This is a genomic window from Kitasatospora sp. NPDC114501, assembly GCF_055633695.1.
Map to the genome: position 1 here is coordinate 326708 of NZ_JBVKDS010000008.1, position 23325 is coordinate 350032.

General features: G+C 73.9%; 20 protein-coding genes and 1 pseudogene. 13 read left to right on the forward strand and 8 right to left on the reverse strand.

From position 1 onward, the window contains the following. Nucleotides 1-54: 54 nt before the first annotated feature. From ACZ7RU_RS17590 to ACZ7RU_RS17620, 7 genes are all read left to right on the forward strand, one after another. The gene (locus tag ACZ7RU_RS17590; RefSeq protein ID WP_470341817.1) at nucleotides 55-993 is read left to right on the forward strand and encodes an LAETG motif-containing sortase-dependent surface protein; all 939 of its coding nucleotides are present in this window, start codon (nucleotides 55-57) and stop codon (nucleotides 991-993) included. 225 nt (nucleotides 994-1218) lie between these two features. Further along, nucleotides 1219-1659 carry a Uma2 family endonuclease gene (locus ACZ7RU_RS17595; protein ID WP_470341818.1) on the forward strand — a complete coding sequence of 147 codons (441 nt, stop codon included), beginning with the start codon at nucleotides 1219-1221 and terminating at the stop codon, nucleotides 1657-1659. Then, nucleotides 1652-3010, forward strand: a complete 1359-nt coding sequence (locus tag ACZ7RU_RS17600) for an oxygenase MpaB family protein (RefSeq protein ID WP_470341819.1) — start codon at nucleotides 1652-1654, stop codon at nucleotides 3008-3010. Before ACZ7RU_RS17595 ends, ACZ7RU_RS17600 begins: the two co-directional genes overlap by 8 nt. 374 nt (nucleotides 3011-3384) lie before the next feature. After that, nucleotides 3385-4929, forward strand: a complete 1545-nt coding sequence (locus ACZ7RU_RS17605) for a cytochrome ubiquinol oxidase subunit I (protein ID WP_470341820.1) — start codon at nucleotides 3385-3387, stop codon at nucleotides 4927-4929. Nucleotides 4930-4963: 34 nt separating this feature from the next. Next, on the forward strand, nucleotides 4964-6034 hold the full coding sequence (cydB, locus tag ACZ7RU_RS17610) for a cytochrome d ubiquinol oxidase subunit II (RefSeq protein WP_470341821.1): 1071 nt from the start codon (nucleotides 4964-4966) through the stop codon (nucleotides 6032-6034). Nucleotides 6035-6038: 4 nt separating this feature from the next. Next, a complete protein-coding gene (gene cydD / locus ACZ7RU_RS17615) occupies nucleotides 6039-9530 on the forward strand; it encodes a thiol reductant ABC exporter subunit CydD (protein WP_470341822.1) in 3492 nt (1163 codons plus the stop codon). Nucleotides 9531-9575: 45 nt separating this feature from the next. Then, nucleotides 9576-11390, forward strand: coding sequence for a sensor histidine kinase (locus tag ACZ7RU_RS17620; RefSeq protein WP_470341823.1), 1815 nt, complete (start codon nucleotides 9576-9578; stop codon nucleotides 11388-11390). A 307-nt stretch (nucleotides 11391-11697) separates the two neighbouring features. On the opposite strand, the gene ACZ7RU_RS17625 is transcribed toward ACZ7RU_RS17620, so the two are convergent. Next, the gene (locus ACZ7RU_RS17625) at nucleotides 11698-12540 is read right to left on the reverse strand and encodes an HAD family hydrolase (protein ID WP_401106285.1); all 843 of its coding nucleotides are present in this window, start codon (nucleotides 12538-12540) and stop codon (nucleotides 11698-11700) included. A 161-nt stretch (nucleotides 12541-12701) separates the two neighbouring features. On the opposite strand from ACZ7RU_RS17625, the gene ACZ7RU_RS17630 reads away from it, so the two are divergent. Continuing rightward, a complete protein-coding gene (locus ACZ7RU_RS17630) occupies nucleotides 12702-12908 on the forward strand; it encodes a hypothetical protein (RefSeq protein ID WP_470341824.1) in 207 nt (68 codons plus the stop codon). 115 nt (nucleotides 12909-13023) lie between these two features. Here ACZ7RU_RS17630 and ACZ7RU_RS17635 read toward each other — a convergent pair whose 3' ends face one another. From ACZ7RU_RS17635 to ACZ7RU_RS17645, 3 genes are all read right to left on the reverse strand, one after another. After that, complete coding sequence (locus tag ACZ7RU_RS17635) at nucleotides 13024-13737, reverse strand: hypothetical protein (protein WP_470341825.1); 714 nt, start codon at nucleotides 13735-13737, stop codon at nucleotides 13024-13026. Between the two features lie 94 nt (nucleotides 13738-13831). Continuing rightward, nucleotides 13832-14686 (reverse strand): hypothetical protein, encoded by an 855-nt coding sequence (locus ACZ7RU_RS17640; RefSeq protein WP_470341826.1) that lies wholly within the window; start codon nucleotides 14684-14686, stop codon nucleotides 13832-13834. After that, the gene (locus ACZ7RU_RS17645; RefSeq protein WP_470341827.1) at nucleotides 14683-15198 is read right to left on the reverse strand and encodes an RNA polymerase sigma factor; all 516 of its coding nucleotides are present in this window, start codon (nucleotides 15196-15198) and stop codon (nucleotides 14683-14685) included. Before ACZ7RU_RS17645 ends, ACZ7RU_RS17640 begins: the two co-directional genes overlap by 4 nt. A 115-nt stretch (nucleotides 15199-15313) precedes the next feature. Between ACZ7RU_RS17645 and ACZ7RU_RS17650 the strand changes: the two genes are divergently transcribed. From ACZ7RU_RS17650 to ACZ7RU_RS17670, 5 genes and pseudogenes are all read left to right on the forward strand, one after another. Beyond that, nucleotides 15314-16225, forward strand: coding sequence for a serine/threonine-protein kinase (locus ACZ7RU_RS17650; protein WP_470341828.1), 912 nt, complete (start codon nucleotides 15314-15316; stop codon nucleotides 16223-16225). A gap of 39 nt (nucleotides 16226-16264) precedes the next feature. Continuing rightward, nucleotides 16265-16501: pseudogene (locus ACZ7RU_RS17655) on the forward strand (LLM class flavin-dependent oxidoreductase); the annotation flags it as partial. A 98-nt stretch (nucleotides 16502-16599) separates the two neighbouring features. Then, nucleotides 16600-17559: a DUF72 domain-containing protein gene (locus ACZ7RU_RS17660; RefSeq protein WP_470341829.1), complete on the forward strand. Its 960-nt coding sequence runs from the start codon at nucleotides 16600-16602 to the stop codon at nucleotides 17557-17559. Between the two features lie 60 nt (nucleotides 17560-17619). After that, nucleotides 17620-18507 carry an LLM class flavin-dependent oxidoreductase gene (locus ACZ7RU_RS17665; RefSeq protein ID WP_470341830.1) on the forward strand — a complete coding sequence of 296 codons (888 nt, stop codon included), beginning with the start codon at nucleotides 17620-17622 and terminating at the stop codon, nucleotides 18505-18507. Nucleotides 18508-18598: 91 nt separating this feature from the next. Then, nucleotides 18599-19219, forward strand: a complete 621-nt coding sequence (locus tag ACZ7RU_RS17670; protein WP_470341831.1) for a hypothetical protein — start codon at nucleotides 18599-18601, stop codon at nucleotides 19217-19219. Nucleotides 19220-19246: 27 nt separating this feature from the next. Here ACZ7RU_RS17670 and ACZ7RU_RS17675 read toward each other — a convergent pair whose 3' ends face one another. Genes ACZ7RU_RS17675 through ACZ7RU_RS17690 form a run of 4 tightly spaced genes read right to left on the reverse strand, consistent with a single transcriptional unit; the run spans nucleotide 19247 to nucleotide 23115 of the window. Beyond that, the gene (locus ACZ7RU_RS17675) at nucleotides 19247-19777 is read right to left on the reverse strand and encodes a hypothetical protein (protein WP_470341832.1); all 531 of its coding nucleotides are present in this window, start codon (nucleotides 19775-19777) and stop codon (nucleotides 19247-19249) included. Beyond that, nucleotides 19774-20379: a hypothetical protein gene (locus ACZ7RU_RS17680; RefSeq protein WP_470341833.1), complete on the reverse strand. Its 606-nt coding sequence runs from the start codon at nucleotides 20377-20379 to the stop codon at nucleotides 19774-19776. Before ACZ7RU_RS17680 ends, ACZ7RU_RS17675 begins: the two co-directional genes overlap by 4 nt. Further along, nucleotides 20376-22658 carry a hypothetical protein gene (locus tag ACZ7RU_RS17685; RefSeq protein ID WP_470341834.1) on the reverse strand — a complete coding sequence of 761 codons (2283 nt, stop codon included), beginning with the start codon at nucleotides 22656-22658 and terminating at the stop codon, nucleotides 20376-20378. The genes ACZ7RU_RS17680 and ACZ7RU_RS17685 overlap by 4 nt, the downstream gene beginning before the upstream one ends. A 13-nt stretch (nucleotides 22659-22671) precedes the next feature. Continuing rightward, the gene (locus ACZ7RU_RS17690) at nucleotides 22672-23115 is read right to left on the reverse strand and encodes a hypothetical protein (RefSeq protein ID WP_470341835.1); all 444 of its coding nucleotides are present in this window, start codon (nucleotides 23113-23115) and stop codon (nucleotides 22672-22674) included. Nucleotides 23116-23325: the final 210 nt, after the last annotated feature.

The following is a 23325-nucleotide window of genomic DNA, read 5'->3' on the forward strand; positions in this document are numbered from 1 at the left end:
AGAATCCTGCCCGGCCGGGACATGTGCATTCCTTCAGGCCCGAAAGGGGTCATCGTGAACCTCCGCCGTTCGCTGGTCTCGGCTGCCGTCGTCGCCGCCGTCGTCTCGCCCGCCGTGCTCTCCGCGGCACCCGCCTTCGCTGAGTCGGCCGGGGTGGCGCAGACCCGGAGCGACAACGGTTCGATCGCCGAGCTGGAGCAGGCCGCCGCCAACGCCGCCAAGGCCTACGAGGCGGCCGTCGCCAACGAGGCCAGGGTGCAGGCCGAGACCTCCGCCTTCCTCGACAACTCGCAGCCCTACCTGGGCAGGTACCAGGAGGCCCAGGCCGCCGCGGTGGAGGCCGCCGCGGCCAAGGCCACCGCCGAGAAGGAGGCCAGGGAGGCCGCCGAGGCGTACGGTTCCGCCTCGGACGAGGACCTGCCCAAGGCCAAGGAGCGGATGCTCAAGGCGTTCGCCGCCGCCAACGCGGCCATCGCCGCGGACGAGAAGGCCAAGGCCGCCGTGACCGCCGCGCGCAACGCCATGTCCGACGCCAGGGTCGAGTCGGTCCGGCGGATCCACGTGGCGCAGCAGGCCACCGAGGCCGCGGCCGCCGCCAAGGCCGCCGCCGACAAGGCCCTCGCCGACGCCAGGGCGGCCGCCGAGAAGCCGGTGGAGAAGCCCGCCGAGAAGCCGGCCGAGCAGCCTGCGGAGAAGCCCGCCGAGAAGCCGGCCGCCGTCACCCCGGCTTCCAACACCACCACCACGGCCCAGACCACCGCGCCCAAGACCACCACCACCACCGCCAACAAGGCGGCCGCTTCGACCACTTCGACCACTTCGGTCACCACCACCTCCACCCGGGCCACCACCGGCTCGGCCACCGAGCTCGCCGAGACCGGCTCCAACCCGGCCACCCCGTACCTGGCCCTGGGCGCCGGCCTCGCGATCAGCCTCGGCGCCGCCGCCCTCTACGTCTCCCGCCGCAAGCCGGCCACCGGCCGCACCTCCTGACCCACCCCGTCCGCGCCCGCTCGGGAGGAGGGCGCGACCACCCGGAACCGCAGGACGGGCCGTCGGCCCGTCCTGCGGTTCCGCCGTTCCCGGCCCTGAAACTCCTCGATCGGGTGAACCAACCGCCATTCACCCCCCGGCCCCTCGGTCGTGTGCGATCGTCCAGCCGTTGCTTGTGCGGACTCGCGCGGGCTGATCACACAGAACGGGAAATGGGGTGTTCCGATGAGCGCGGTTGCTATCGAGGAGACCGGCGTGGACTTGGACCAGGCGCTGTGGGAGATGTGGAAGTCCATGGACGTCCCCGAGGGCATCCATGTGGAGATCATCAAGGGGTTCGAGGAGATCGAGCATCCCGACGGCTCGGGGCTGCCGGCCTCCGGAATCCCCCTGGTCGTCGAGACGGTCTCCCCCGGTGCCGAGGGCCGCCGTCGCGACCACGTGCTCAAGCGCCGCGCCTATGCCGCTGCCGGAATCCCGGTGTACGTGATCATCGACGACCACGACGACGGCGGCGCGGTGACCGTCCTCAGCGGGCCGGACCCCGAGCACGGTGACTACGCCTCCTCGACCCGCGTCCCCTACGGCAAGGAGGCCGTGATCCCCGAGGGCCCCGCCAAGGGCTTCGTGATCGGCCCCGACATCACTGGCGAGCGCCGTGGCTGACCGCGGCGCGTCGTTCAGGCGGGACCTGTCGGAGCGGCGGGTCGTGCTGGTCGCCTGGCGGCTGCTGGTGCTCCAGGCGGCGGACCCGGTGGTGTCGGCGGGGATGGTGGAGCACTCGACGTACCGGACGCACCCGTGGCGGCGGGTGGACCACACCCTGGGCAGCGGGCGGCGGCTGTTCTACCAGGACGCGGAGACGCTGCGCCGGGAGGTCGCCCGGCTGGAGCGGGCGCACAAGCGGATCCGGGGGACGGGGCCGGACGGGCGCCCGTACGACGCCCGGGACGCGGGGGCCAGGGCGTGGGTGCTGCTGACGCTCTTCGAGTGCGTGGTCGCCATGCGCCGACTGGGCGGGGACCCGTACGACGCGGTCGAGACGGCGCAGGCGTACGCGGAGTTCCGGGAGGCGGTCGCCGCCTTCGGCCTCCCCGAGGGCGAGATCCCGGCCACCGTGGGGGAGTTGCCGGCCTACTTCGCCCGGTACGCGCGGGAGCGGCTGGAGTTCACCGAGGCGGCGCGCTTCCTGTTGTGCGATCTGCTGCGCGAGGCGCCCCGGCCGCGTCGGCTCCGGTTCCTCGGCGACGCGGGCTGGCGGGTGGTGCGCCTGGTGGTGGCCCGGGCGGTCCGCGAGCTGACGGTGGCGGACCTGCCGCCGGTGGTGCGGGAGCGGTTCGGGCTGGTGCGCACCCGGCGGGCCGCGCTGCTGTCCGCCGTGCTGCACCGCGGCGCGGGCGCCGTCGTCCCCCTCCTCCCGGACCGGCTGCGCTACCGCGACCCGGGGCCGTCCCGGCCGAAGCGCCGCCGCCCGCACCGGGATTCCCGCGGGCCCCGGGTGGACCGCTTCTTCCGCGAGGTGCTGGACCAGACCGGCGACGGCTTCGTCACCGCGCACGACCTGCGGGCGATGGCGCACAACGTGTGCTGGCAGCTGGAGCTGGACGAGGCCGGTGAGGCCCGGGTGTACGAGGCCTTCGACACCTGGTGGGAGCAGCTGCGCGCGGTGATGGACGCCGACGGGGACGGGCGGGTGAGCCGGGAGGAGTTCGTGGCGGCCACCCTGGCCGGCTGCGACCGGGACGAGGCCTACCTGGAGCGGGGGCTGCTGCCCGCGCTGCGGGCGGTGTTCACCGCGGCGGACACCGACGGCAGCGGCTTCCTGGAGTTCGACGAGTACCGCGCGGTGTTCGGAGGGGAGCGGGTGGACCCGGTGGAGCTCTCGCACGGTTTCCGCCGACTGGACGCCGACGGGGACGGACGGATCACCCGGGAGGAGTTCCTCGCCGGCTTCAGCGGGTTCTTCACGGCCCGCGCCGACTCCGCCCCGGGCACCGAGCTCCTCGGCCGGGCGTAGGAGCACGTCCCTCCACCCGGCGGCCCGGGACGGCGCCGGCGAGCCCCGCTAGCACGCCCCGCCCGCCGACGCGAGCGGGGCGTCGGCCTGTCAAGCGCCGGTTCGGACAGGATCCACGCCAGGTCCGCCCGGTCGTTCGTTGCCCCGGCACCCTCCGGTTCCGCAAACTGTGCGCATCGTCACGCGCCGCTGCGCCGTGTCAACCCCACCCCGCCTGGGATTCCTTCGTAAGGATGATGGATACTGACCCTTGTGAACGTGTTCACGTTCACAAGCGGACAAGTTTGCGCGGTCGGGCAACGGTCCACGGCTATGGACGAAGTTTGTCCGGAAGACGCCCGCCATCACGCGGGCAGGTTGGGAGAGAGGGCGACGTGGAACTGGCAATCGCTCACGAGACCATCGCCCGATGGCAATTCGGGATCACCACCGTCTACCACTTCCTCTTCGTCCCGCTCACGATCAGCCTGGCCGCGATCGTGGCCGGTCTGGAGACCGCCTGGGTGCGGACGAACAAGGAGAAGTACTTCCACGCGACCAAGTTCTGGGGAAAGCTCTTCCTCATCAACATCGCGATGGGCGTGGTCACGGGCATCGTCCAGGAGTTCCAGTTCGGCATGAACTGGTCCGACTACTCCCGCTTCGTCGGCGACGTCTTCGGCGCCCCGCTCGCGATGGAGGCGCTGATCGCCTTCTTCTTCGAGTCCACCTTCATCGGCCTGTGGATCTTCGGCTGGGACAAGCTGCCGAGGAGGATCCACTGCGCCTGCATGTGGATGGTGTCCCTCGGCACCGTGCTCTCCGGCTACTTCATCCTGGCCGCCAACTCCTGGATGCAGCACCCCGTCGGCTACGCGGTCGACCCGGTCACCGGCAAGGCCCGACTGACCGACATCGTCCAGGTGCTGTTCCAGAACACCACCCTGGTGGTGGTCTTCCACACCCTGACCGCCGCCTTCCTCACCGGCGCGGCCTTCGTCGTCGGCATCTCCTCCTTCCACCTCTGGAAGGCCAAGCGCAAGCCGGAGACCGCCGACCCGAAGCGGACCGCCGCGATGCGCACCTCGCTGCGGCTCGGCCTGGTGCTCGCGGTGGTCTTCGGCGCCGGCACCGCGCTCAGCGGCGACTCCCTGGGCAAGGTCATGTTCGAGCAGCAGCCGATGAAGATGGCCGCGGCCGAGGCGCTCTGGGAGACCCAGTCGCCGGCGCCGTTCTCGGTCTTCGCGGTCGGCGACGTCGGCAAGGGCCACAACTCGGTCGCCCTGGAGGTCCCCGGGGTGCTGTCCTTCCTCGCCCACAGCGACTTCAGCTCCTCCGTCCCCGGCATCAACGACACCGCGGCCGCCGAGGCCGCCCGGCACGGCGGCGACCCCAAGGACTACATCCCGAGCATCTTCGTCACCTACTGGGGCTTCCGCCTCATGATCGGCTTCGGGATGACCTCCTTCCTGGCCGGCCTGATCGGGCTGTGGACCACCCGGAAGAAGCTCTTCCTGCGCCCCGGGTTCCGCACCGGCGAGACCGAGGTGCCCCGGCTGATGATCACCCCCGGGCGCGAGCTGGGGCCGCTGCTGACCAGGTGGAGCTGGCGGATCGGCATCCTGACCATGGGCTTCCCGCTGATCGCCAACAGCTTCGGCTGGATCTTCACCGAGATGGGCCGCCAGCCCTGGGCCGTCTTCGGCCTGATGACCACGGCCAGCGCGGTCTCCCCCAACGTCGGCATCGGCACCCAGGTCGGCGCGCTGGCCACCTTCACCGCGCTGTACGCGATCCTGGCCGTCATCGAGGTCCGGCTGCTGGTCAAGTACGCCAAGGCCGGCCCGGAGGTGACCGAGCAGCCGCCCACCAAGGACCCGTCGCTGCGCGGGCCGTCCTCGGACGAGGACGCCGACAAGCCGCTCGCCTTCGCCTACTGAGGCGCCGGGACCACCGGGGAACTGAGGATCTGACATGCAACTCCACGACGTCTGGTTCGTGCTGATCGCGGTCCTGTGGATCGGCTACTTCTTCCTGGAGGGCTTCGACTTCGGGATCGGCGTGCTCACCAAGCCGCTGGCCCGCAACACCGCCGAACGCCGGGTGCTGATCAACACCATCGGCCCGGTCTGGGACGGCAACGAGGTCTGGCTGCTGACCGCCGGCGGCGCCACCTTCGCGGCCTTCCCGGACTGGTACGCGACGCTCTTCAGCGGCTTCTACATCCCGCTGCTGGTCATCCTGGTCTGCCTGATCGTCCGCGGCGTGGCCTTCGAGTACCGGCACAAGCGCGACGGCGAACGCTGGCAGCGGAACTGGGAGGAGGCCCTCTTCTGGACCTCGCTCATCCCGGCCTTCCTCTGGGGCGTGGCCTTCGCCAACATCGTGCGCGGCGTGGACATCGACGCCCAGAAGAACTACACCGGCGGCCTCTGGGACCTGCTGAACCCGTACGCGCTGCTCGGCGGCCTGGTGACGCTCGCCCTGTTCACCTTCCACGGCTCGGTGTTCGCCGTGCTCAAGACCGTCGGCGAGATCCGCGACCGGGCCCGCCGGGCCGCCCTGTCGTCCGGGCTGGCCACCGCCGTGCTGGCGCTGGTCTTCCTGGTCTGGACCCAGGCCGAGCACGGCAACGGCCGCAGCCTCGCCGCGCTGGTCGTCGCGGTGGCCGCGCTGGTCGCAGCCCTGGCGGCCAACCAGCTCCGGCGGGACGGCTGGGCGTTCGCGCTCTCCGGGGTGACGGTCGCGGCCGCGGTCGGGATGCTCTTCCTGGCGCTCTTCCCGGACGTCATGCCCTCCACCCTGAACCCGGAGTGGAGCCTGACCGTCAGCAACGCGGCCTCCTCGCCGTACACGCTGAAGGTGATGACCGTCGTGGCGGCGGTCTTCACCCCGCTGGTGCTGCTGTACCAGGGCTGGACCTACTGGGTGTTCCGCAAGCGGATCGGCGTCCAGCACATCCCGGGCCACCACGGCCACAACAGCCGCGACGGCGACAGCGGGCACGACGGGCAGCGCCCGGCCGCCCCGGTCGACCAGGCCTGACGCCGTGAAGCCCGTCGACCCCCGCCTCCTCGGGTACGCCCGCACCACCAGGGCCTTCCTCGCCGGATCCGTGCTGCTCGGCGCGGTCGGCGCGGCCCTGGTGGTCGCCCAGGCGAGCCTGATCGCCGAGATCGTCGTCCGCGCCTTCCAGCGCGGGGCGACGCTCGGCGAGCTGACCACGCCGCTGCTGCTGCTCGCCCTGACGGCGGTCGGGCGCGGGCTGGTCGGCTGGCTCACCGAACTCACCGCGCACCGGTCCGTCGCCCGGGTGAAGTCCACCCTGCGGCGCCGGCTGCTCGACCACGCCACCGCGCTCGGCCCGTCCTACCTGGCGGGCCGGCGCACCGGCGAACTCACCACCCTCGCCACCCGCGGCGTCGACGCGCTGGACGACTACTTCGCCCGCTACCTGCCGCAGCTGGCGCTGGCCGTGGTCGTCCCGGTGATCGTGCTGCTGCGGATCGTCGGCGCCGACTTCACCTCGGCCGCGATCATCGCCGGGACGCTGCCGCTGATCCCGGTGTTCATGGTGCTGATCGGCATGGCCACCCAGTCCCGGATGGACCGGCAGTGGAACACCCTCGCCCGGCTCTCCCACCACTTCCTCGACGTGGTCGCCGGGCTGCCCACCCTCAAGGTGTTCAACCGGGCCCGCAGCCAGGCCGCCACCATCGCCCGGATCACCGCCGACTACCGCCGGGCCACCCTGCGCACCCTGCGGATCGCCTTCATCTCCTCCTTCACCCTGGAGCTGCTCTCCACGCTGTCCGTCGCGCTGGTCGCCGTCACCGTCGGCTTCCGGCTGGTGGACGGCACGCTCGACCTGGAGACCGGGCTGCTGATCCTGGTGCTCGCCCCCGAGGTGTACTTCCCGATCCGCCAGGTCGGCGCGCTCTACCACTCCAGCGTCGAGGGGCTGACCGCCGCCGACGAACTGTTCCAGGTGCTGGAGACCCCGCTGCCCGCCGCCGGCACCACCCCGGCACCGGACCTCGCGGGCGCCGTGATCGCCGCCGAGGGACTGGTCGTCCGGCACCCCGGACGCACCGAGCCCGCGCTGGACGGCGCCCGGCTCACCCTGCGTCCGGGCTCCAGCACCGCGCTCACCGGCCCCAGCGGCGCCGGCAAGTCCACCCTGCTGGCCGTGCTGCTCGGCCTCACCGCGCCCACCTCGGGCACCGTCCGGATCACCGCCGCCGACGGCCGCCCGTACGACCTGGCCGAACTGGAGCCGGAGAGCTGGCGGCGGCAGATCGCCTGGGTGCCGCAGCACCCTCACCTGTTCGCCGGGACGGTCGCCGAGAACCTGCGGCTCTACCGGCCGGAGGCCACCGACGAGCAGCTCCGGACGGCGCTGCGGGCCGCGCACGCGCTCGACTTCGTCACCGACCTGGCCGCCGTCCTGGGGGAGGACGGCGCCGGGCTCTCCGCCGGGCAGCGCCAGCGCCTCGCCCTGGCCCGGGTGCTGCTCGCCGACGACCGCCCGCTGGTGCTGCTGGACGAGCCGACCGCCAACCTGGACGGCGCCTCCGAGGCCGCCGTGGTGGACGCCGTCCGGACGCTCGCCGAGGACCCGGCGCGCACCGTGCTGGTGGTCGCGCACCGGCCCGCCCTGCTGGCCGTCGCGGACGAGCGGGTCCGGCTGGCCGGTCCCGCCACCGCCCTGACCGCCGATCCGGTCGTACCGCTCGCCCACAGCGGCCTCCCGACGCCCGCCCCCGCCGTGCCCGAGGAGCCCGAGCCCGAGGGCGGCACCACCCCCCGGCTGGCGCTCTCGATCCTGCTCGGCGCGCTCGCCCTCGGCTGCGCCGTCGCGCTGATGGCCACCTCCGGCTACCTGATCTCCCGGGCCTCCCAGATGTCGCCGGTGCTCCATCTGATGATGGCCGTCACCTCGGTGCGGGCCTTCGGCATCGGCCGCAGCGTCTTCCGCTACGCCGAACGGCTGGTCTCGCACGACGCGGTGCTGCGCACCCTCGGCACCCTCCGGGCCGCCGTCTACCGGCGGCTGGGCGGGCTCGCCCCGGCCGGGCTGCCCGCCTTCCGGCGCGGCGACCTGCTCTCCCGGCTGGTCGCCGACGTGGACGCGATCCAGGACCACTACCTGCGTTGGCGGCTGCCGGCCGCGGTGGCGGGCCTGGTCGCCCTGGCCTCGACGGTGGCGATGGCCGCCTTCCTGCCCGCCGCCGGGCTGGTGCTCGGCCTCGGACTGCTGCTCGCGGGCGGGCTGGTGCCCGCGCTGGCCGCCCGCTGGTCGGCCGGCGCCGAGCGGCGCCAGGCCCCGGCGCGCGGGCGTCTGGCCACCGCCGTGGTGGACGCCCTCACCGGCACCGCGGAGCTCACCGTGGCCGGCGCGCTGCCCGGCAGGCTGGCCGCCGTCCGCACCGCCGACGCCGCGCTGACCGGGCTGGCCGCCCGTTCGGCCGCCACCACGGCGCTCGGCACCGGGCTGATCGCGCTGCTCACCGGCCTGACCGTGACCGCCGCGGCCGCCGTCGGCGTCCAGGGGGTGCGCGACGGGGCGCTGGCGCCGGTCTGCCTGGCCCTGGTGGTGCTCACCCCGCTGGCCGCCTTCGAGGCGGTCACCGGGATGCCGCTCGCCGTCCGGGCCCGCCAGCGCAGCCGCGCCGCGCAGGCCCGGCTGGACGAGGTGCTGAACGCTCCGGCGCCGGTCGACGAGCCCCTGGACCCGGCGCCGCTGCCCGGGCAGCCGCTGCCCGTCGCGGTGCGCGGGCTGACCGTACGGCACCCTGGGCAGTCGGTGGACGCGCTCGCCGGGCTGGACCTCGACCTCGCGGCCGGCCGCCGGATCGCCGTGGTCGGCCCGTCCGGCTCCGGCAAGACCACCCTCGCCCAGGCGCTGCTGCGCTTCCTGGAGCCGAGCGCCGGGACGGTGACGTTCGCCGACGGCCGTCCACAGGCTGTGGACAGTCGCGCGCTGGCGGGCGATTCGGTCCGCCGGGTGATCGGGCTCTGCGCCCAGGACGCCCACGTCTTCGACAGCTCGCTGCGGGAGAACCTGCGGCTGGCCCGGCCCGGCGCGCGGGAGGACGAGCTGCGCGCCGCACTGGCCGCCGCCCGGCTGCTGGAGTGGACCGAGGGCCTGCCGGACGGCCTGGACACCATGGTCGGCGAGCACGGCGCCCGGCTCTCCGGCGGCCAGCGCCAGCGGCTGGCGCTCGCCCGGGCGCTGCTCGCGGACTTCCCCGTGCTGGTCCTGGACGAGCCCGCCGAGCACCTCGACCTGCCCACCGCCGACGCCCTGACCGCCGATCTGCTGGCCGCCACCGAGGGCCGCAGCACCGTGCTGATCACCCACCGGCTGGCCGGGCTGGACGACACCACGGTGGACGAGGTGCTGGTGCTGGACGGCGGACGGGTGGCCGAGCGGGGCCGCTGGTCGGAGCTGGTCGCCGACCCGGACGGGCGGCTGCACGCGATGTGGCGGCGCGAGCGGGAGGCGGACGGGCTGCTGGAGCCGGTCCCGTCCCGCTAGCCGCGCCACCCTTCGGCCGAAAAGCGTACAAACTAGGCTTTCTCCATGGACTCCACGCCGGACATCCCCGAGGCCACGCCCGAGCCGACACCCCATCGGGTGCCCGAGATCGCCTCGCTGGGGCTGGACACCCTGGTCACCGAGGTCGCCGAGCGCCTGCAGTCGGCCGCCGCGGTCACCGACCGGATGCAGCGGCTGCTGGAGGCGGTGGTCTCGATCGGGGCCGGGCTGGACCTGCACGCCACCCTGCACCGGATCGCCGAGGGCGCGGCCGAACTGGTCGACGCCCGGTACGCGGCGCTCGGCGTGATCGCCCCCGGCGGCACCGGCCTGGCCGACTTCATCCACGTCGGGATCGACGACGGGACGGCCGCCGCGATCGGCGAACTGCCCGCCGGCCGCGGCATCCTGGGCGCGCTCATCGACCGACCGGAGCCGCTGCGGCTGGCCGACCTCGGCACCGACCCGCGCTCCTCCGGGTTCCCGGCCCACCACCCGTGCATGAGGACCTTCCTGGGCGTGCCGATCCGGGTCCGCGCGGAGGTGTTCGGCAACCTCTACCTCACCGAGAAGAAGGGCGGCGGCGCCTTCACCCCCGAGGACGAACAGGTGGTGCACGCCCTCGCCGCGGCGGCCGGCGTGGCCATCGAGAACTCCCGGCTGTACGAGGAGGGCCGCCGCCGCGAACGCTGGATCGCCGGCGCCGCCGCCGTCGCCACCGCCCTGCTCTCCGCCGAGCAGGCCGAGGCCGCGCTGACCGTCGCGGCCGAGCAGGTGCGGGAGCTGGCGGACGCCGCGCTCGGCATGATCCTGCTGCCGACCGGCCCGGAGGGCGGCGGCGAGGGCGACGGGCAGATGCGGGTCGCGCACGCCTCCGGTGAGCTGGCCGAGTACGTCCGCGGCGAGCTGCTGCCCGAGGAGAGCTTCGGGGCCCGGCTGCTCGCGGGGGAGAGCGTCTACCTGGACGACATGTCCAGCGACCCGACCGTGGTGATCCGGCTGGCCCGGCGCTTCGGCCCGTCCATGGCCGTGCCGATGGTCGCCGCCGGCCGGGTGCTCGGCGGGCTCTGCGTCTGGCGCCCCTGCGGCGCCCTGCCGTTCACCGACAGCGAGAAGCAGCTCGCCGAGACCTTCGCCTCGCAGGCCGCGCTCGCCCTGCGGCTCGCCGAGGGCCAGCGCGACCAGCAGCGCCTGGCCGTCTTCCAGGACCGCGACCGGATCGCCCGCGACCTGCACGACCTGGTGATCCAACGGCTGTTCGCCACCGGGATGATGCTGGAGAGCGCCGCCCGGCGGGCCGTCGTCCCCGAGGTGAAGGTCGGCATCGGCAAGGCGGTGGACGAGCTGGACGCCACCATCCAGGAGGTCCGCACCACCATCTACGCCCTCCAGCACGACAACCACGGCGACGCGCCGGACACCCTGCGCACCCGGGTGCTGCGGGAGGCCAGCCAGGCCGCGGCCGCGCTCGGCTTCAAACCCTCGGTGAGCTTCGTCGGGCCGGTGGAGAGCCTGGTCGGTGAGAAGACCGGCCGTCAACTGCTGGCCGCGCTACGGGAGATGCTCTCCAACACGGCCCGGCACGCGCGCGCCTCCCGGGTCGGCGTGGAGATCGACGCGACCACCCACCTGGACGAGGGCGGCCGACCGGTGGGCGGCGACCCGGAGTCGCTGGACCGGGGCGGGCGGCCCGGCGTGCTGCTCACCGTGACCGACGACGGGGTGGGCATTCCGGCGGGCGGCCGGCGCAGCGGCCTGCTCAACCTCACCCGGCGCGCCGAGGCGCTCGGCGGTGACGCCTGGCACGAGAGCGGGCCGTACCGGAAGGGCACGATGGTGCGCTGGACGGCCCGGCTCTGAGCGTTCCCGGACCGTTCACGACCGGGACCGGTGAACGTCAGACGAGGGAGAACTTCCGGACCAACAGCGCAAGTTGTGAACGTCCTGGGCTTTCGGGGGCTCCGTGTGCCCACGCTGCCAAGCTGCTCACCGTCGCCGCGCCGGCGACCTCCGTCGCGACCGTCGCCGGCGGCACCGCCGTCGCCGACCCGGCCGCCGGTGTGACTCCGCGCGCCATCGACGTCGTGGGTAGCGGCAGCCCGCGCGACCAGCGGACCTCGGACCACGTCACGGCCGCTTCGGCTGGCGCCTGCGGGGCGGCGCCTCCCTACCGGCCGAGGAGCCGCTCCAGCACCGCCGCGACGCCGTCCTGCTCGTTGCTCACGGTGTGCAGCGGCACCGCCGCCAGCACCTGCGGGTGCGCGTTGGCGACGGCGTACGCGGTGCCGGCCCAGGCCAGCATCTCCAGGTCGTTCGGCATGTCGCCGAAGGCCACCACCTCGCTCCGGTCGATCCCGCGCGCGGCGCACCAGCGGGCCAGCGTGCTGGCCTTGGTGACGCCGGGCGCGCTGATCTCCAGCAGCGGGATCGCCGCGGAACGGGTGATCTCGGCCAGGTGCCCGGCCGCCTCCCGGGCCTCGGCGAGGAACTTGTCCGGGTCGAGGTCCGGGTGCTTGGCCAGCAGCTTGAACAGGCCCCGGACCGGCCCGCCGGCCCCCAGCAGCTCCTCCGCCGGGCCGACCTCGTGCTCCAGCTCGTCGCCCCACATCGGCACCGCGTACCCGGCCTCGCGGGCCCAGCCGCCCGGGTGCTCGAAGGCGAACGCGGTGCCGGGCAGCTTGGCCCGCAGCGCGTCGACCACCGCCAGGGTGGTCTCCACCGGCAGCGGGAAGGTCTCCAGCAGCTCGCCGCGCCGTACGTCCACCACCGCGCCGCCGTTCGAGCAGATCGCCACCCCGTGGCCGCCGATGTGCGGGCTCACCTGCTGCATCCAGCGCGGTGGCCGCCCGGTCACGAACACCACCTGCACCCCGGCCGCCTCGGCCGCCGCCAGTGCCGCGGCGGTGCGGTCGGTGACGGTACCGCCGGAGCAGAGCAGGGTGCCGTCCAGGTCGGTGGCGATGAGGCGGGGCGCGGTACGGGGTTCGGTCACCGCTCCATCTTCGCCCATCGGCGCGGTCGGGTCACCGTCGCGCAGCGGCGGCCGCGAGCCGTCCGCGCCGTGATCAAGCCCTTCATGCTCCGTTTCCGGCCGATCCGCCCGCACCCGGGGTGTCCGGCCGACCACGGCGGGCATGACCTCCCGCGGCCACCCCGTCGGCAGGAAGAGCCATGCCCACACGCCAGCTCCGCGACCAGCCGCTCCCGACCACCCGCCACGACGGCCGCCACGGCCATGACGGCCGCGGCCGGCAGGCGTCCGACGCCTCGCGCGACCCGGTCCTGCTCGGCGACGTCCTCTTCCACACCCTCGCCGAACTCGCCCGCCGCACCTCCGCTCCGTCCCTCCCCGCCCAACGCACCCGCGCGCACCCGTAGCGCACGCCTTCCCGGAGCGCGGCCCCGCCCGGGGGCGGACGGCCCCGGGCGTGCGGGCCTCTTCGACGGGTCGGGGCCCGCTCCGCCGCCGGCGCGGGCGGAGCGGGGCCGCGGTTCAGGAGCGGAGGCGGTCCAGTGCCGCGGTGACGATGCCCTCGACGGTGGTCGGGGCGGCGGTGGGCCGGCCGGTGAGCTCGACGACGGCCACCCTGGTGCCGCTGCGCAGGACGGCGGCCCCGCCGCTGACGGTGCCGTCGCCGTTGTAGGCCTGGTACCAGCGGGCGGTGCCGCCGGCGACGGTCAGGGTGTGGGCCGCGCCGTAGTACCAGTGACCGGCGGGCTCGTCCTGGCACTCCTGGAGGAGCCCGACGAGCTGCTGCTCCCAGGCGTCGGCCGCGGTCCCGGTGGGGGCGCTCGCGGCCGACTCGGTCAGCCGGCCCTCGGGGTCGAAGGTCCAGGTCACGGACGCGTACCCGGTGGCCTCGCCCTTGGTCAGGTCGCGCATCGTCCCCTCGCCGGTGCACGCGGACAGCCCCTGGCGTCCGGTCAGCGACACGGTCGCGCCGACCGGGTTCAGGCCCTGCTGGAAGTCCTCGCTCTGGACGAGGCCGGCGGAGCCGAGCCGGGGCGCGGCGCCCGCGCCCGTGGCCGGGTGGGCGGGGACCGGCTGGGCGGCGACCGCGGCACCGGGCGCGGCCCCGGCGGCGGTGGCGGTGGCCGACTGGGTGCCGACGACGCCGGCCGTGATCAGCGCGGCGGCGAAGCAGGCCGCGGCGGCGACCCGGTTGCGGCGAACGGACTTCTGCTGGACGGTCTGGTTCTCGGTCATCTGGTCCCCCTGCTGGTCGGGACGCCTGCTGCGTCCTCGTACAACCGGGGAGATGCCGCCGGTGAAGGGAAAGTTGGAGGCCTGACCCGCTGTTTCACAGCTGTGACAGAGCGGTCCTGACGACGCGGTCCATCGCGGCCGTGCCCAGGCAGGCGTGGACCTCCAGCACTCCGTAGTGGGTGCCGCTGCGCAGCACGGCGATGCCGCCGCAGGGCTCCTCGGCCTGGGGCGCCCTGCCGGTGGTGTTGAGCGATCCCTGGTAGACGCCCATCCAGCTCGCGACGATGTCCGGGGCGAACCGCACCGTCGTGGTCCTGCCGTAGACCCAGTGCCCGGGCGGTGCCTCCTGGCAGTGCACCAGCTCCAGCAGCAGGTGCTCGGCGTAGTTCTGTGCCAGGGAAGGGCTCTGGGCCTCGGCGGCGACCTCGCGGGCGACCTGGTCGACGCGCTCGGCGGCCAGTGTGGGGTCGCTCGGGTCGGTGCGGGGGCTGGTCATCAGTCCGCGGTAGTGGGCACCGGACCCGCCCTGGGGCGGGGTGAGGGTCTGCTCGCCGGAGCAGGCCGAGTCGGCGTAGATCCCGTCGCCGTACCGGTCGGTGACGCGGATCCGCCCGATGTTGATGTCCGGGCCGAACGCCATCGGTTCCAGCAGGTTCGCGGTCGTCAACGGCCCGGTCCCACCGGGCGGCGAGGCGGAGCCGGAGCCGGCGGCCGAGGGCCCGGGCGTCGGGACGGACCCGCCGGGCGTCGCGGGAGCGGACGCGCCCCGGGACGCCCCGCCGACCGCGGCACCCGACCGCGCCGCCGAGTGCGCGGTGGTGCCGGACGGCGGTGGCAGGACGAACCGGCCGGTCACCAGCCCGAGCGCGACCGCGGCCACCAGGGCGGCGACGGCGGTCCGGGGCCGGACGACGGCGTGGCGGCCGCCCGTCGCGGGACCGTCGTTCACGGACCGGTGACCAGGCGCTCGCGCACGAAGCGGCGGGCCTGGTGGATGCGGTCCTTGACCGTCCCCAACGGAACGTCCAGCTCCTCGGCCACCTGGACGTAGGTCAGGTCGCCCAGGTCGCGCAGCACGAAGGCCTCCACCAGGGCGGGGTGCTGCCGCTCCAGCGCGGCCAGCGCCTCCATCAGGTCGAGCCGGGTCCCGGCGATGACGCTGGTGGTGCGCGGGTCGACGGACTCGGGGAGGTCGGCGTGGCTGTCCTCGGCGCGCCGGCGCATCGAGCGGTAGGTGGACCGGGCGGCGTTCGAGGCGATCACCGTCACCCAGCCGAGGAAGGAGCCGCGGCCGCCGTACTCGCCCAGGTGGGTGCTGATGGACAGCAGCGCGTCCTGCGCGGCCTCCTCCGCGTCGGCGTGGTGGGGCAGGAAGCGCGAGCAGCGGCGCAGCACCACCGGCCGCAGCTTGGCCAACAGGTACTCCGTCGCCCCCGGCTCCCCCGCCTGGGCAGCCGCCACGAGCCGTTCCAGCCCGCCGTCCTCGAACACCCGGATCCCCCGTCCCGTCCCGCCGGCATCACGCCCGTCGACCGGGAGTTCCGCAGTCCCCCCGACTCCGGCAGAATGCTGCCACATGCGCAAGCTCGGCCGTTACCTCCTCCTGGAGCGGCTCGGCGCCGGCTCCTTCGCGACGGTCTGGAAGGCCTACGATCCCGAGCTCGACACCGAGGTCGCGGTGAAGGTGCTGGCCGAGAACTGGGCCGCCAACGCGGACGTGCGCGAGCGGTTCCTGGCGGAGGCGAGGCTGCTGCGCCGGATCGCCAGCCCGCGGGTGGTCCGGGTGCACGACGTCGGGGTGCAGGAGGACCGGCCCTACTTCGTCATGGACCACGTACGCGGCGGCACCCTGGCGGACCGGGTCGGCCGGTGCGACCCGCAGGAGGCGCTGCGGCTGGCCGCGGAGGCGGGTTACGCGGTCCAGGTCCTGCACGAGGCAGGCGTGGTGCACCGCGACGTCAAGCCGTCCAACCTGCTGCTCGCCGCCGGCCCTGAACCTGCCGCGGTGCTGGTGGCGGACCTGGGCAGCGCCAAGCAACTGGCCGACGCGTCCGGGCTCACGGTGACCACGGGCACGCCCGCGTACATGGCACCGGAACAGGCCTTCCAGACCGGCGGGTTCGACGGGAGGGCCGACGTGTACGCGTTGGCCGTCGTGGCCTACGAGCTGCTGACCGGGCAGAAGCCGTTCGGTCCGGGCGGACGCGCCACAGCCCTGATGACCGACGGGCGGAGCGCCTCGACGCTGCCGGCGCTCCCGGCCGAAGCGGAGCTCCCGCCGAACATCGCCGCGCTGCTCCGGGCCGCGATGTCCGTCGAGCCGGCGGACCGTCCGGCGACCGCCCGGGCCTTCGCGGACGCGCTGCTGGCTCCGGTCCCGCTGTCCCGGCCCCGGGAACGCCCCGGGTGGCCGACCCGGCGCGTGGTCTGTCTGGCGTCGGGCGCGCTGTTCACGGCGACGACCCTGCTGAGCTGGCTCCAGCGTTGAATCCGCGTCGACGCCGACGGCTACCGTGGGGTCGCTGCCATGCGACTGAGCACCGTGATCCTTCCCACCCACCGGTGGAGCGAGGGGCAGAAGATCCGGCGGCGGGCCGAGGAGCTCGGGTTCCACACCGCGCACACCTACGACCACCTGAGCTGGCGCTCCTTCCAGGACGAGCCGTGGTGCGGCTCGCTGCCGACGCTGACCGCGGCGGCCTGTGCCACCGAGCGGCTGCGGCTGGGCACCCTCGTCACCTCGGTCGAGCCTCGTCGTCGCGTCGCGGCCCGTGCTGCGGGCCGGCGCAGACCCGCCTGCTCCTGGAGGAGTTGCGAGCGCCGGGGCAGTGTCGGCAGCCGGGGGCCGGGAAGACGGCGGCCATGGGAGACATCTTCGTCGGCGCGTGTTCATGGACGGACCGGGAGCTGCTGTCCAGTGGCTGGTACCCGCAGGGGCGGGGCGGGGCGGAAGCCAGGTTGCGGTACTACACCACGAGGTTCCCCCTGGTCGAAGTGGACGCCACCTATTACGCGTTGCCCAGTACGCGCAACAGCACCCTGTGGGTCGAGCGGTCGCCGGCCGGCTTCCGGTTCGACGTGAAGGCGTTCTCGCTGCTGACCGGGCATCCGACCCGCTCCGGTGCGCTGCCGGCCGACTTGCGGTCGGCAGCGGCCCTGCGGCCCGGTCGAACGGGGGCGGATCCCGCGTTGCTCGACGAGGTGTGGCGCCGTTTCGGCGGAGCCCTTGAGCCGCTGCGCCGGGCGGAGCGGCTGGGGACGGTGCTCTTCCAGTTCCCCCCGTGGCTGGCGCCGGGTCCGTCGGCGACATCGGCGCTGCGCGAGTGCCGGGAGCGCACCGAGGGTTGGCCGGTGGCGGTGGAGTTCCGGCATCCCGACTGGTGGCGGCCGGAGCACTTCGCCTCGACCTCCGCCCTCCTGACGGAACTGGACTTCGCCGCCGTGGCCGTGGACATGGTGCAGTCCCTCCCCACGTCCATCCCGCCGGTCACACCGGTCACCTCCGCCCGGCTCGCGGTGGTGCGCTTCCACGGCCGCAACCGCGCCTGGGGAACGGGTTCGAAGGAGGAGCGGTTCCGCCACCGGTACACGCCCGAGGAGCTCTCGTCCTGGACGCCGGCTGTCCGGGCCATGGCCTCCCGGGCCCGGGAGGTCCACGTCCTGTTCAACAACTGCTGCGGCGATGCGGCCGTCCGCGCCGCCGAGACGATGGACCACCTGCTCGGCACCCCGTCCACTGCTGTTCGGGTGCCTGACCCGCGCGTCGCGGCGCCTCCGTCGCCGACGGCTGCGGCCGGACGCGAAGGGCAGGGGCGCGAGTGACGCCACCGCAGGTGACGATCGGGGCGGGGACCGCTCGGCTGCTCCCGTAAGGTCACCGGTATGCGCTTGAGTACGGTGATCCTCCCCATCCACCGGTGGAGCGAGGGGCAGAAGATCTGGCGGCGGGCCGAGGAGCTCGGGTTCCACGCGGCTTACACGTATGACCACCTGAGTTGGCGGAGCTTCCGCGACGAGCCGTGGTTCGGGTCGGTGCCGACGCTGACGGCGGCGGCCTGTGCCACCGAGCGGCTGCGGCTGGGCACGCTGGTGACCTCGCCGAACTTCCGGCACCCGGTGACGTTGGCGAAGGAGCTGATCACGCTGGACGACGTGTCCGGCGGGCGGGTCACGCTGGGGATCGGGGCCGGCGGGACGGGGTTCGACGCGACGGCGCTGGGACAGGAGGCGTGGTCGCCGAGGGAACGGGCGGACCGGTTCGGGGAGTTCCTGCCGCTGCTGGACGAGTTGCTGACCAACGACGCCACGACGCGCGAGGGCCGCTACTACTCGGCGGTCGAGGCGCGGAACGTCCCCGGCTGCGTGCAGACCCCGCGGCTGCCGTTCTACGTGGCGGCGACCGGCCCGCGCGGGCTGAAGCTGGCCGCCGAGTACGGGCAGGGCTGGGTGACGTACGGCGACCCGCGCGGTCCGGGGGACGTGCCGGTGGAGCAGGCGCCCGAGGTGATCGCCCAGCAGATCGGGAAGCTGACGGCGGCCTGCGAGGCCGTCGGCCGGGACGTGGCGACGCTGGAGAAGGTGCTGCTCCAGGGCTCGACCGCGGAGAAGCCGTTGCAGTCGGTGGACGCCTTCGTCGACTGGGCCGGAAGGTACCGGGAGCTGGGCATCACCGAGCTGGTGATCCACTGGCCGATCCCCGACTCGATCTTCGAGAACGACCTCGCGGTCTTCGAGCGGATCGCCACCGAGGGTCTCGCCCAGCTCGGTTGAGCCCCGGGGTCAGGGGCGGGTGTCGGACCGGGGCGCTAGTCTGTCCGCCGCACCACCACCTGATCATGCGTCACCACGGGGGTCCTTCGTCATGCCTTCTTCCAGCTCCAGCAGACTGCTCGCCACCGCCCTGGTCGCCGTCGCGGCGTTCGGCCTGGCCGCCTGCGGCCCGGACGACTCCTCGGGCCAGGGCGCGGGCAGCGGGTCGGCCACGGCCACCGGCGCCGCCCCGGCCGCGCCCACCGCCGCCCCGGCGGGCAGCGCGAGCCACGCGCCGAGCGGCAGGCCCGCGCCCACCGGCAAGCCCGGCGCGACGGGCTCGCCGGCCGCCGACGGCGAGCCGGAGGGCTTCTGCGCCCACGGGCCGCTGCCCGCCGGGCAGAAGTGGGTCTACCCGGTGAAGGGCACCAGCGCGACGACCCTGGTCTACCAGGACACCAAGGACGCCTGCGGTGTGAACGACGTGGTCTTCGAGCCGGTCGGGGCGAACAAGAGCGCCGCGTTCGCGCCCACCGCCAAGGGCCACCTGAGCTCGGTGCTGGCCCCGCCGAAGGACGTCAACCTGGCCGACCTGGTGAAGCACGTCAACGAGTGCCTCGCCGATCCGACCAACGTCAAGGGCTCCTACCCCTGCTCGGGCGTCGGCGACTACAAGGTGGCGCTCGACGCCTCCGGCAAGGTCACCGAGCTGTGGGAACGCGCCCACAGCTGACGGGTGCCGGCAGCGGCGCCGAGCGGCTCACCTCACGTCGAGCCGCTCGGCGCCGCCCGCGCAGCCCAGCTGCTTCCCGGCGGCGCGCTCGGCGAAGCCACGGGCGAGCTCGCCCATCCGCTTGCGGCCGGGGCCGTCCGGGAGGAGCTTCCCGTCCCTGCCGGTGAGGGTGACGACGGCGCGGTAGCCCGTGGGCCTGCCGCCCAGCGTGCACTCGAAGTCGACCGCCCCGGCGCTGCCGCCGCCGCCGGGCAGCACGACGCCGAACGACGCTTCGGCGGTCAGCAGCCGCCCGTCCTCGCCGTTGACCGAGCACCGTACGGAGGCCGGGTCGGTCGCGTCCGCCGTCCGGTAGTCCGTCTGCACGTAGACCCGGGGAGCGCCGCCCAGCACCTCGGCGACGCCCGGGTCGTCGAGCAGGCCCCGGCACTCGCCGTGCGACAGGGTGACGGCCGGCGGGCGGTAGGACGTCCGGTCGAGGTACACGTGCCAGCCGAGCAGGCCGCCGCCGAGCAGCAGCGCGGCCCCGCCCGCGATCAGGGCCCGGGGGTGCTTCACGAGCACTGCTCCTTCCTCGTCTCCGTCAGCGCGGCCCGGGCGAGCTGTTCGAGGTCGGCCTGGACGCCGTCGCCGGAGGTGCGGACGGCCTCCCCGGCGACGATCTCCAGCTCGAAGTAGTCGTTCCGCTCGTGCTTCCCGGTCAGGCAGCCCGCGGCCACGGCGGCGCCGCCCGGCCACGAGGCGCCGAGGCCGCCGGCGTCGAAGGTGCGCGCGTCCGGCCGCTTGGCGGCGTCGGAGGTCAGGGCGAGCTCACCGCGGCGTCCGACGGACGTGAGGGTGAGCACGGTGCGCCCGTCGATCCGGATGACGCAGGTCCGCGGGTCGTCGCCGACGACGGACTTCGTCCGCTCCTCCGAGTCCTGGTCGCCGTCCGGCAGCAGCCGCCCGAGCGGGGTGTCGGTGCCGGTGGGCAGGTGGCAGAGACGGGTGGACCGGCCGGCGGCCTCGGCCGGCCGGTGGTCCTGCCAGTCCCGGTAGCCGGCGAACCCGGCGGCCGCCACCGCCACGACCAGCACGCCGGGCAGCAGCAGCGGATCGTGCAGGCGCCCGGCCCACCGGTCCGCCAGGAGCCGGGCCCACCGGGCCGGGCGCCCGCTCACGCGTCGCCCTTCGCGTTGGTGCTGACGTTGTTCGCCGTCCCGCGCGACATGCCCTGGAGCGCGCTGTCCCGGGCACTGTTGGCGAGCCGGTCGAGGTCCTGGCGGGAGACCCCGGTGCCGCCGCCGGCGTCCCGGACCGCCTGGTCGGCCCCCCGGGCCACCCGGCCCTCGGCCTCGGCGGTGTGGTCGCGGCTCTCCTGGCGGCCGTCCTCGGTGGTGTCCTTCTTGTTGGCCTCGACCACGCTCTCGGCGATCGCGTCCAGCAGCTGGCCGGCGACCTCGCCGGCGATCGGGACCTTCTCCGTCACGGTGCCGATGACCGCGTTGAAGGCGTCCTTGCCGTAGCCGACGTTCTTCTCCAGCGCGTCGTTGAACTCCTTGTCGGAGACGGCGTGCTGGTTCTGCACCTCGTCGACCCGGGCCTGGTTGAGGTAGCCGCTGACGACACCGCCGGACTCCGCGTTGTGCTTGATGTCCGACTCCAGCCGGGCGAAGTCGGTCTGCCCGCTGTCCAGGTGGCCGCGGATGAGCGCGGTGGTGTAGGCCTGGTTGGCGTTGGACACCGCGCCGTAGGCGTCCGGGTCGCGCCCGAGGGCGTCGAGCAGGCCGGCCACGGACGAGGCGTTGAGCGTGGCCGGGGAACCGTTGACCGGCAGGTCGTGCCCGTGGGAGAGCGAGTTCTGCACGTCCCCGATGTACTCGGCGGTCATGTGCCCGAGGCTGCCGCGCAGCGCGGCGAGCTTGCCGTCGCCCTTGATGTCGTCCAGCGCGCCGCTGTCGCCGTGCCGGCCGAAGGTGTCCACGACCTTCTGCATCAGGTCGGCCTGCTCGGTGGTGTGCCTGGCCGGCGGGACGGGGCCCGGCTCGTCGTACGGGTGGCCGGTGGTGGCCGCCTCCAGGGCGCGGCCGAGCGCGGCCGGCCCGGCCTGCTTGCTCGCGTCCCAGACCTTGGAGTCCCGCGAGGTGGTGTCCGGGATCCAGTCCTTGTCGTGCACGTAGTAGTCGAAGTAGTCGGCCGGCTTGGGCTTGCCGCCCTGGTTGACCGTGCCGTCCTCGTTGTAGGCGGTCGGCTTCTCGGTGAAGAACCTGGTGGAGGCCTCCGGGCTGTGCGCGAGTGCCTCCAGGACGGCCGTGGTGGGCCGGAAGCCGGAGCCCGCCTCGTCGCCGCCGGCCAGGTTGAAGCCCTGGATCTTCGAACCGGGCATCGGGGCCGGCCAGTACTTGTCCTGGGTGTCGAGCTGGGTGACGTGCTCGGCGATCGGGTTGATGAAGTGGGCGTCGTAGTTCCCGTTCATCAGGATGCCGGAGAGCACCTGGTAGCCGTACGGCACGTAGTCCAGGCCGGAGGCCCGGTACGGCTTGTCCCAGACCGGCTGGGAGCCGGCCTTGCGCAGCGCGGCGGACCACTCGTCCGACAGGTGCGGCTCGTTGGTGGTGCGGGTGGCGGTGGCGAGGGTGAGCCCGAGGTTCTTCTGGAGGTCCTGGTAGGCCTTCCAGCGCGGGGACTTGTCGTCGCGGGGGTGCGCCGGGTCGCCGACCATGTTGTTCCAGGACTTGATCAGGCCGTCCGGGCCGAGGTCCTGGTAGAACTTCGTGGAGAACTTCGGGTCGTTGCCGTGCGAGGCCAACAGCGAGTTCAGCTCGGTGAGTTCGGGCTCGGAGATGTCCCCGCCCTTGGCCGCGAGCTGGGCGGCGCGCCTGCCGTCCGCCTCCGGCCCGCTGCCGATGGCCTTGCTGTTGAAGGACTTCTGCCCGTCCGTCATGCTGTCGGAGCGCAGCGCCCAGGCGATCCGTTCGTCGGCGGCCGCGGCCTCGGCGACGGCGGCGTCGATCGCCTTGCGGGCGGCCTCCGCCTTGTCGCCCCACTCCTTCTGGTAGTCCCGCATGGCCTCGTAGTCGTGCCGGGTGGCGTTGTCGGCCGGGGGCCAGCTCACGGTGCCGTTGTCGGTGACGGTCAGTCCGGCCGTGCGGGCGTCCGCGACCGCCTTCTCCAGCTTGGTCCTGGCGGCCTTGAACTCGGTGGACGCCTCCTTGAAGGTGGAGGCGAAGGCGTTGGCCTCGGTGACGGCGGCGGTCAGCTGCTCGTTGGTGCGCTGGAGGCCGGGGCGGGCCTGGTCGGCCGCGGGGCCGGTCCAGCCGGCGGAGTCGACCTTGGCGATCACCGTGGTGTCCCAGTCGCCGTCCATCGCCTGGAGCTTCTGGGCCACGGTGGTCCAGGCGGTGGCGGCGGCGTCCAGGACGCCGAAGTCGGCAGTGCTGAGCTCGTGGAAGTCGACCATCGCAGCTCTCCTCTCAGGCGCCGAGGTCGTGCTGGACGGCCGACTCGTTCCGGCGGTAGTTGGCGGCGGTGGCGCGCAGCGCCTGGGTGGTCTGCCCGATGGTGCCGCCGAGGGCGGCGACGCACTGGTCCCACGTGCCGGCGGCGCCCGCCGCGGCCTTGCCGGTGCTCCAGTTGGCGAGCGAGGTGGAGACCTTGGCGGTGGCCTCGTCGGCGCCCCGGCCCTCGCTGTTGAGGCGGCCGTGGATCTGGTCGGAGTTGTTCCCCGCGGAGGTGAGCGCGTCGGGGTCGGTGCTGAAGCCGCCCCCGGCTCCGCCGCCTCCGCCGCCCGACGCCGAGGTCGAGTTGATCCGGGTGCGGGCCGCCTCCTGGGCGCGGGCCTGGGCGGTCAGGTTCCCGTCCGCGTCGTAGGCCCAAGGGTTCATCATCCGGTCGAACGCGGTCGCCCGATCAGACATGTCGATCGATCCCCTCCGTGCCGGCACGGGTGTTCCGGCACCCCCGTCGGCAAAGAATTCGGCAAGTGCGTAAAGAGTTCGACAAAGGGTACAGGGGGGCTCCGCTTTTGCCGAACCCCTAGGGGTGAGGGGGCCCGACGTCATACCGCAGCAGCAGACGGGCTCGTCATTCGTGCTCATGACCCGTACCGCACAAGACCGTTACGTTGG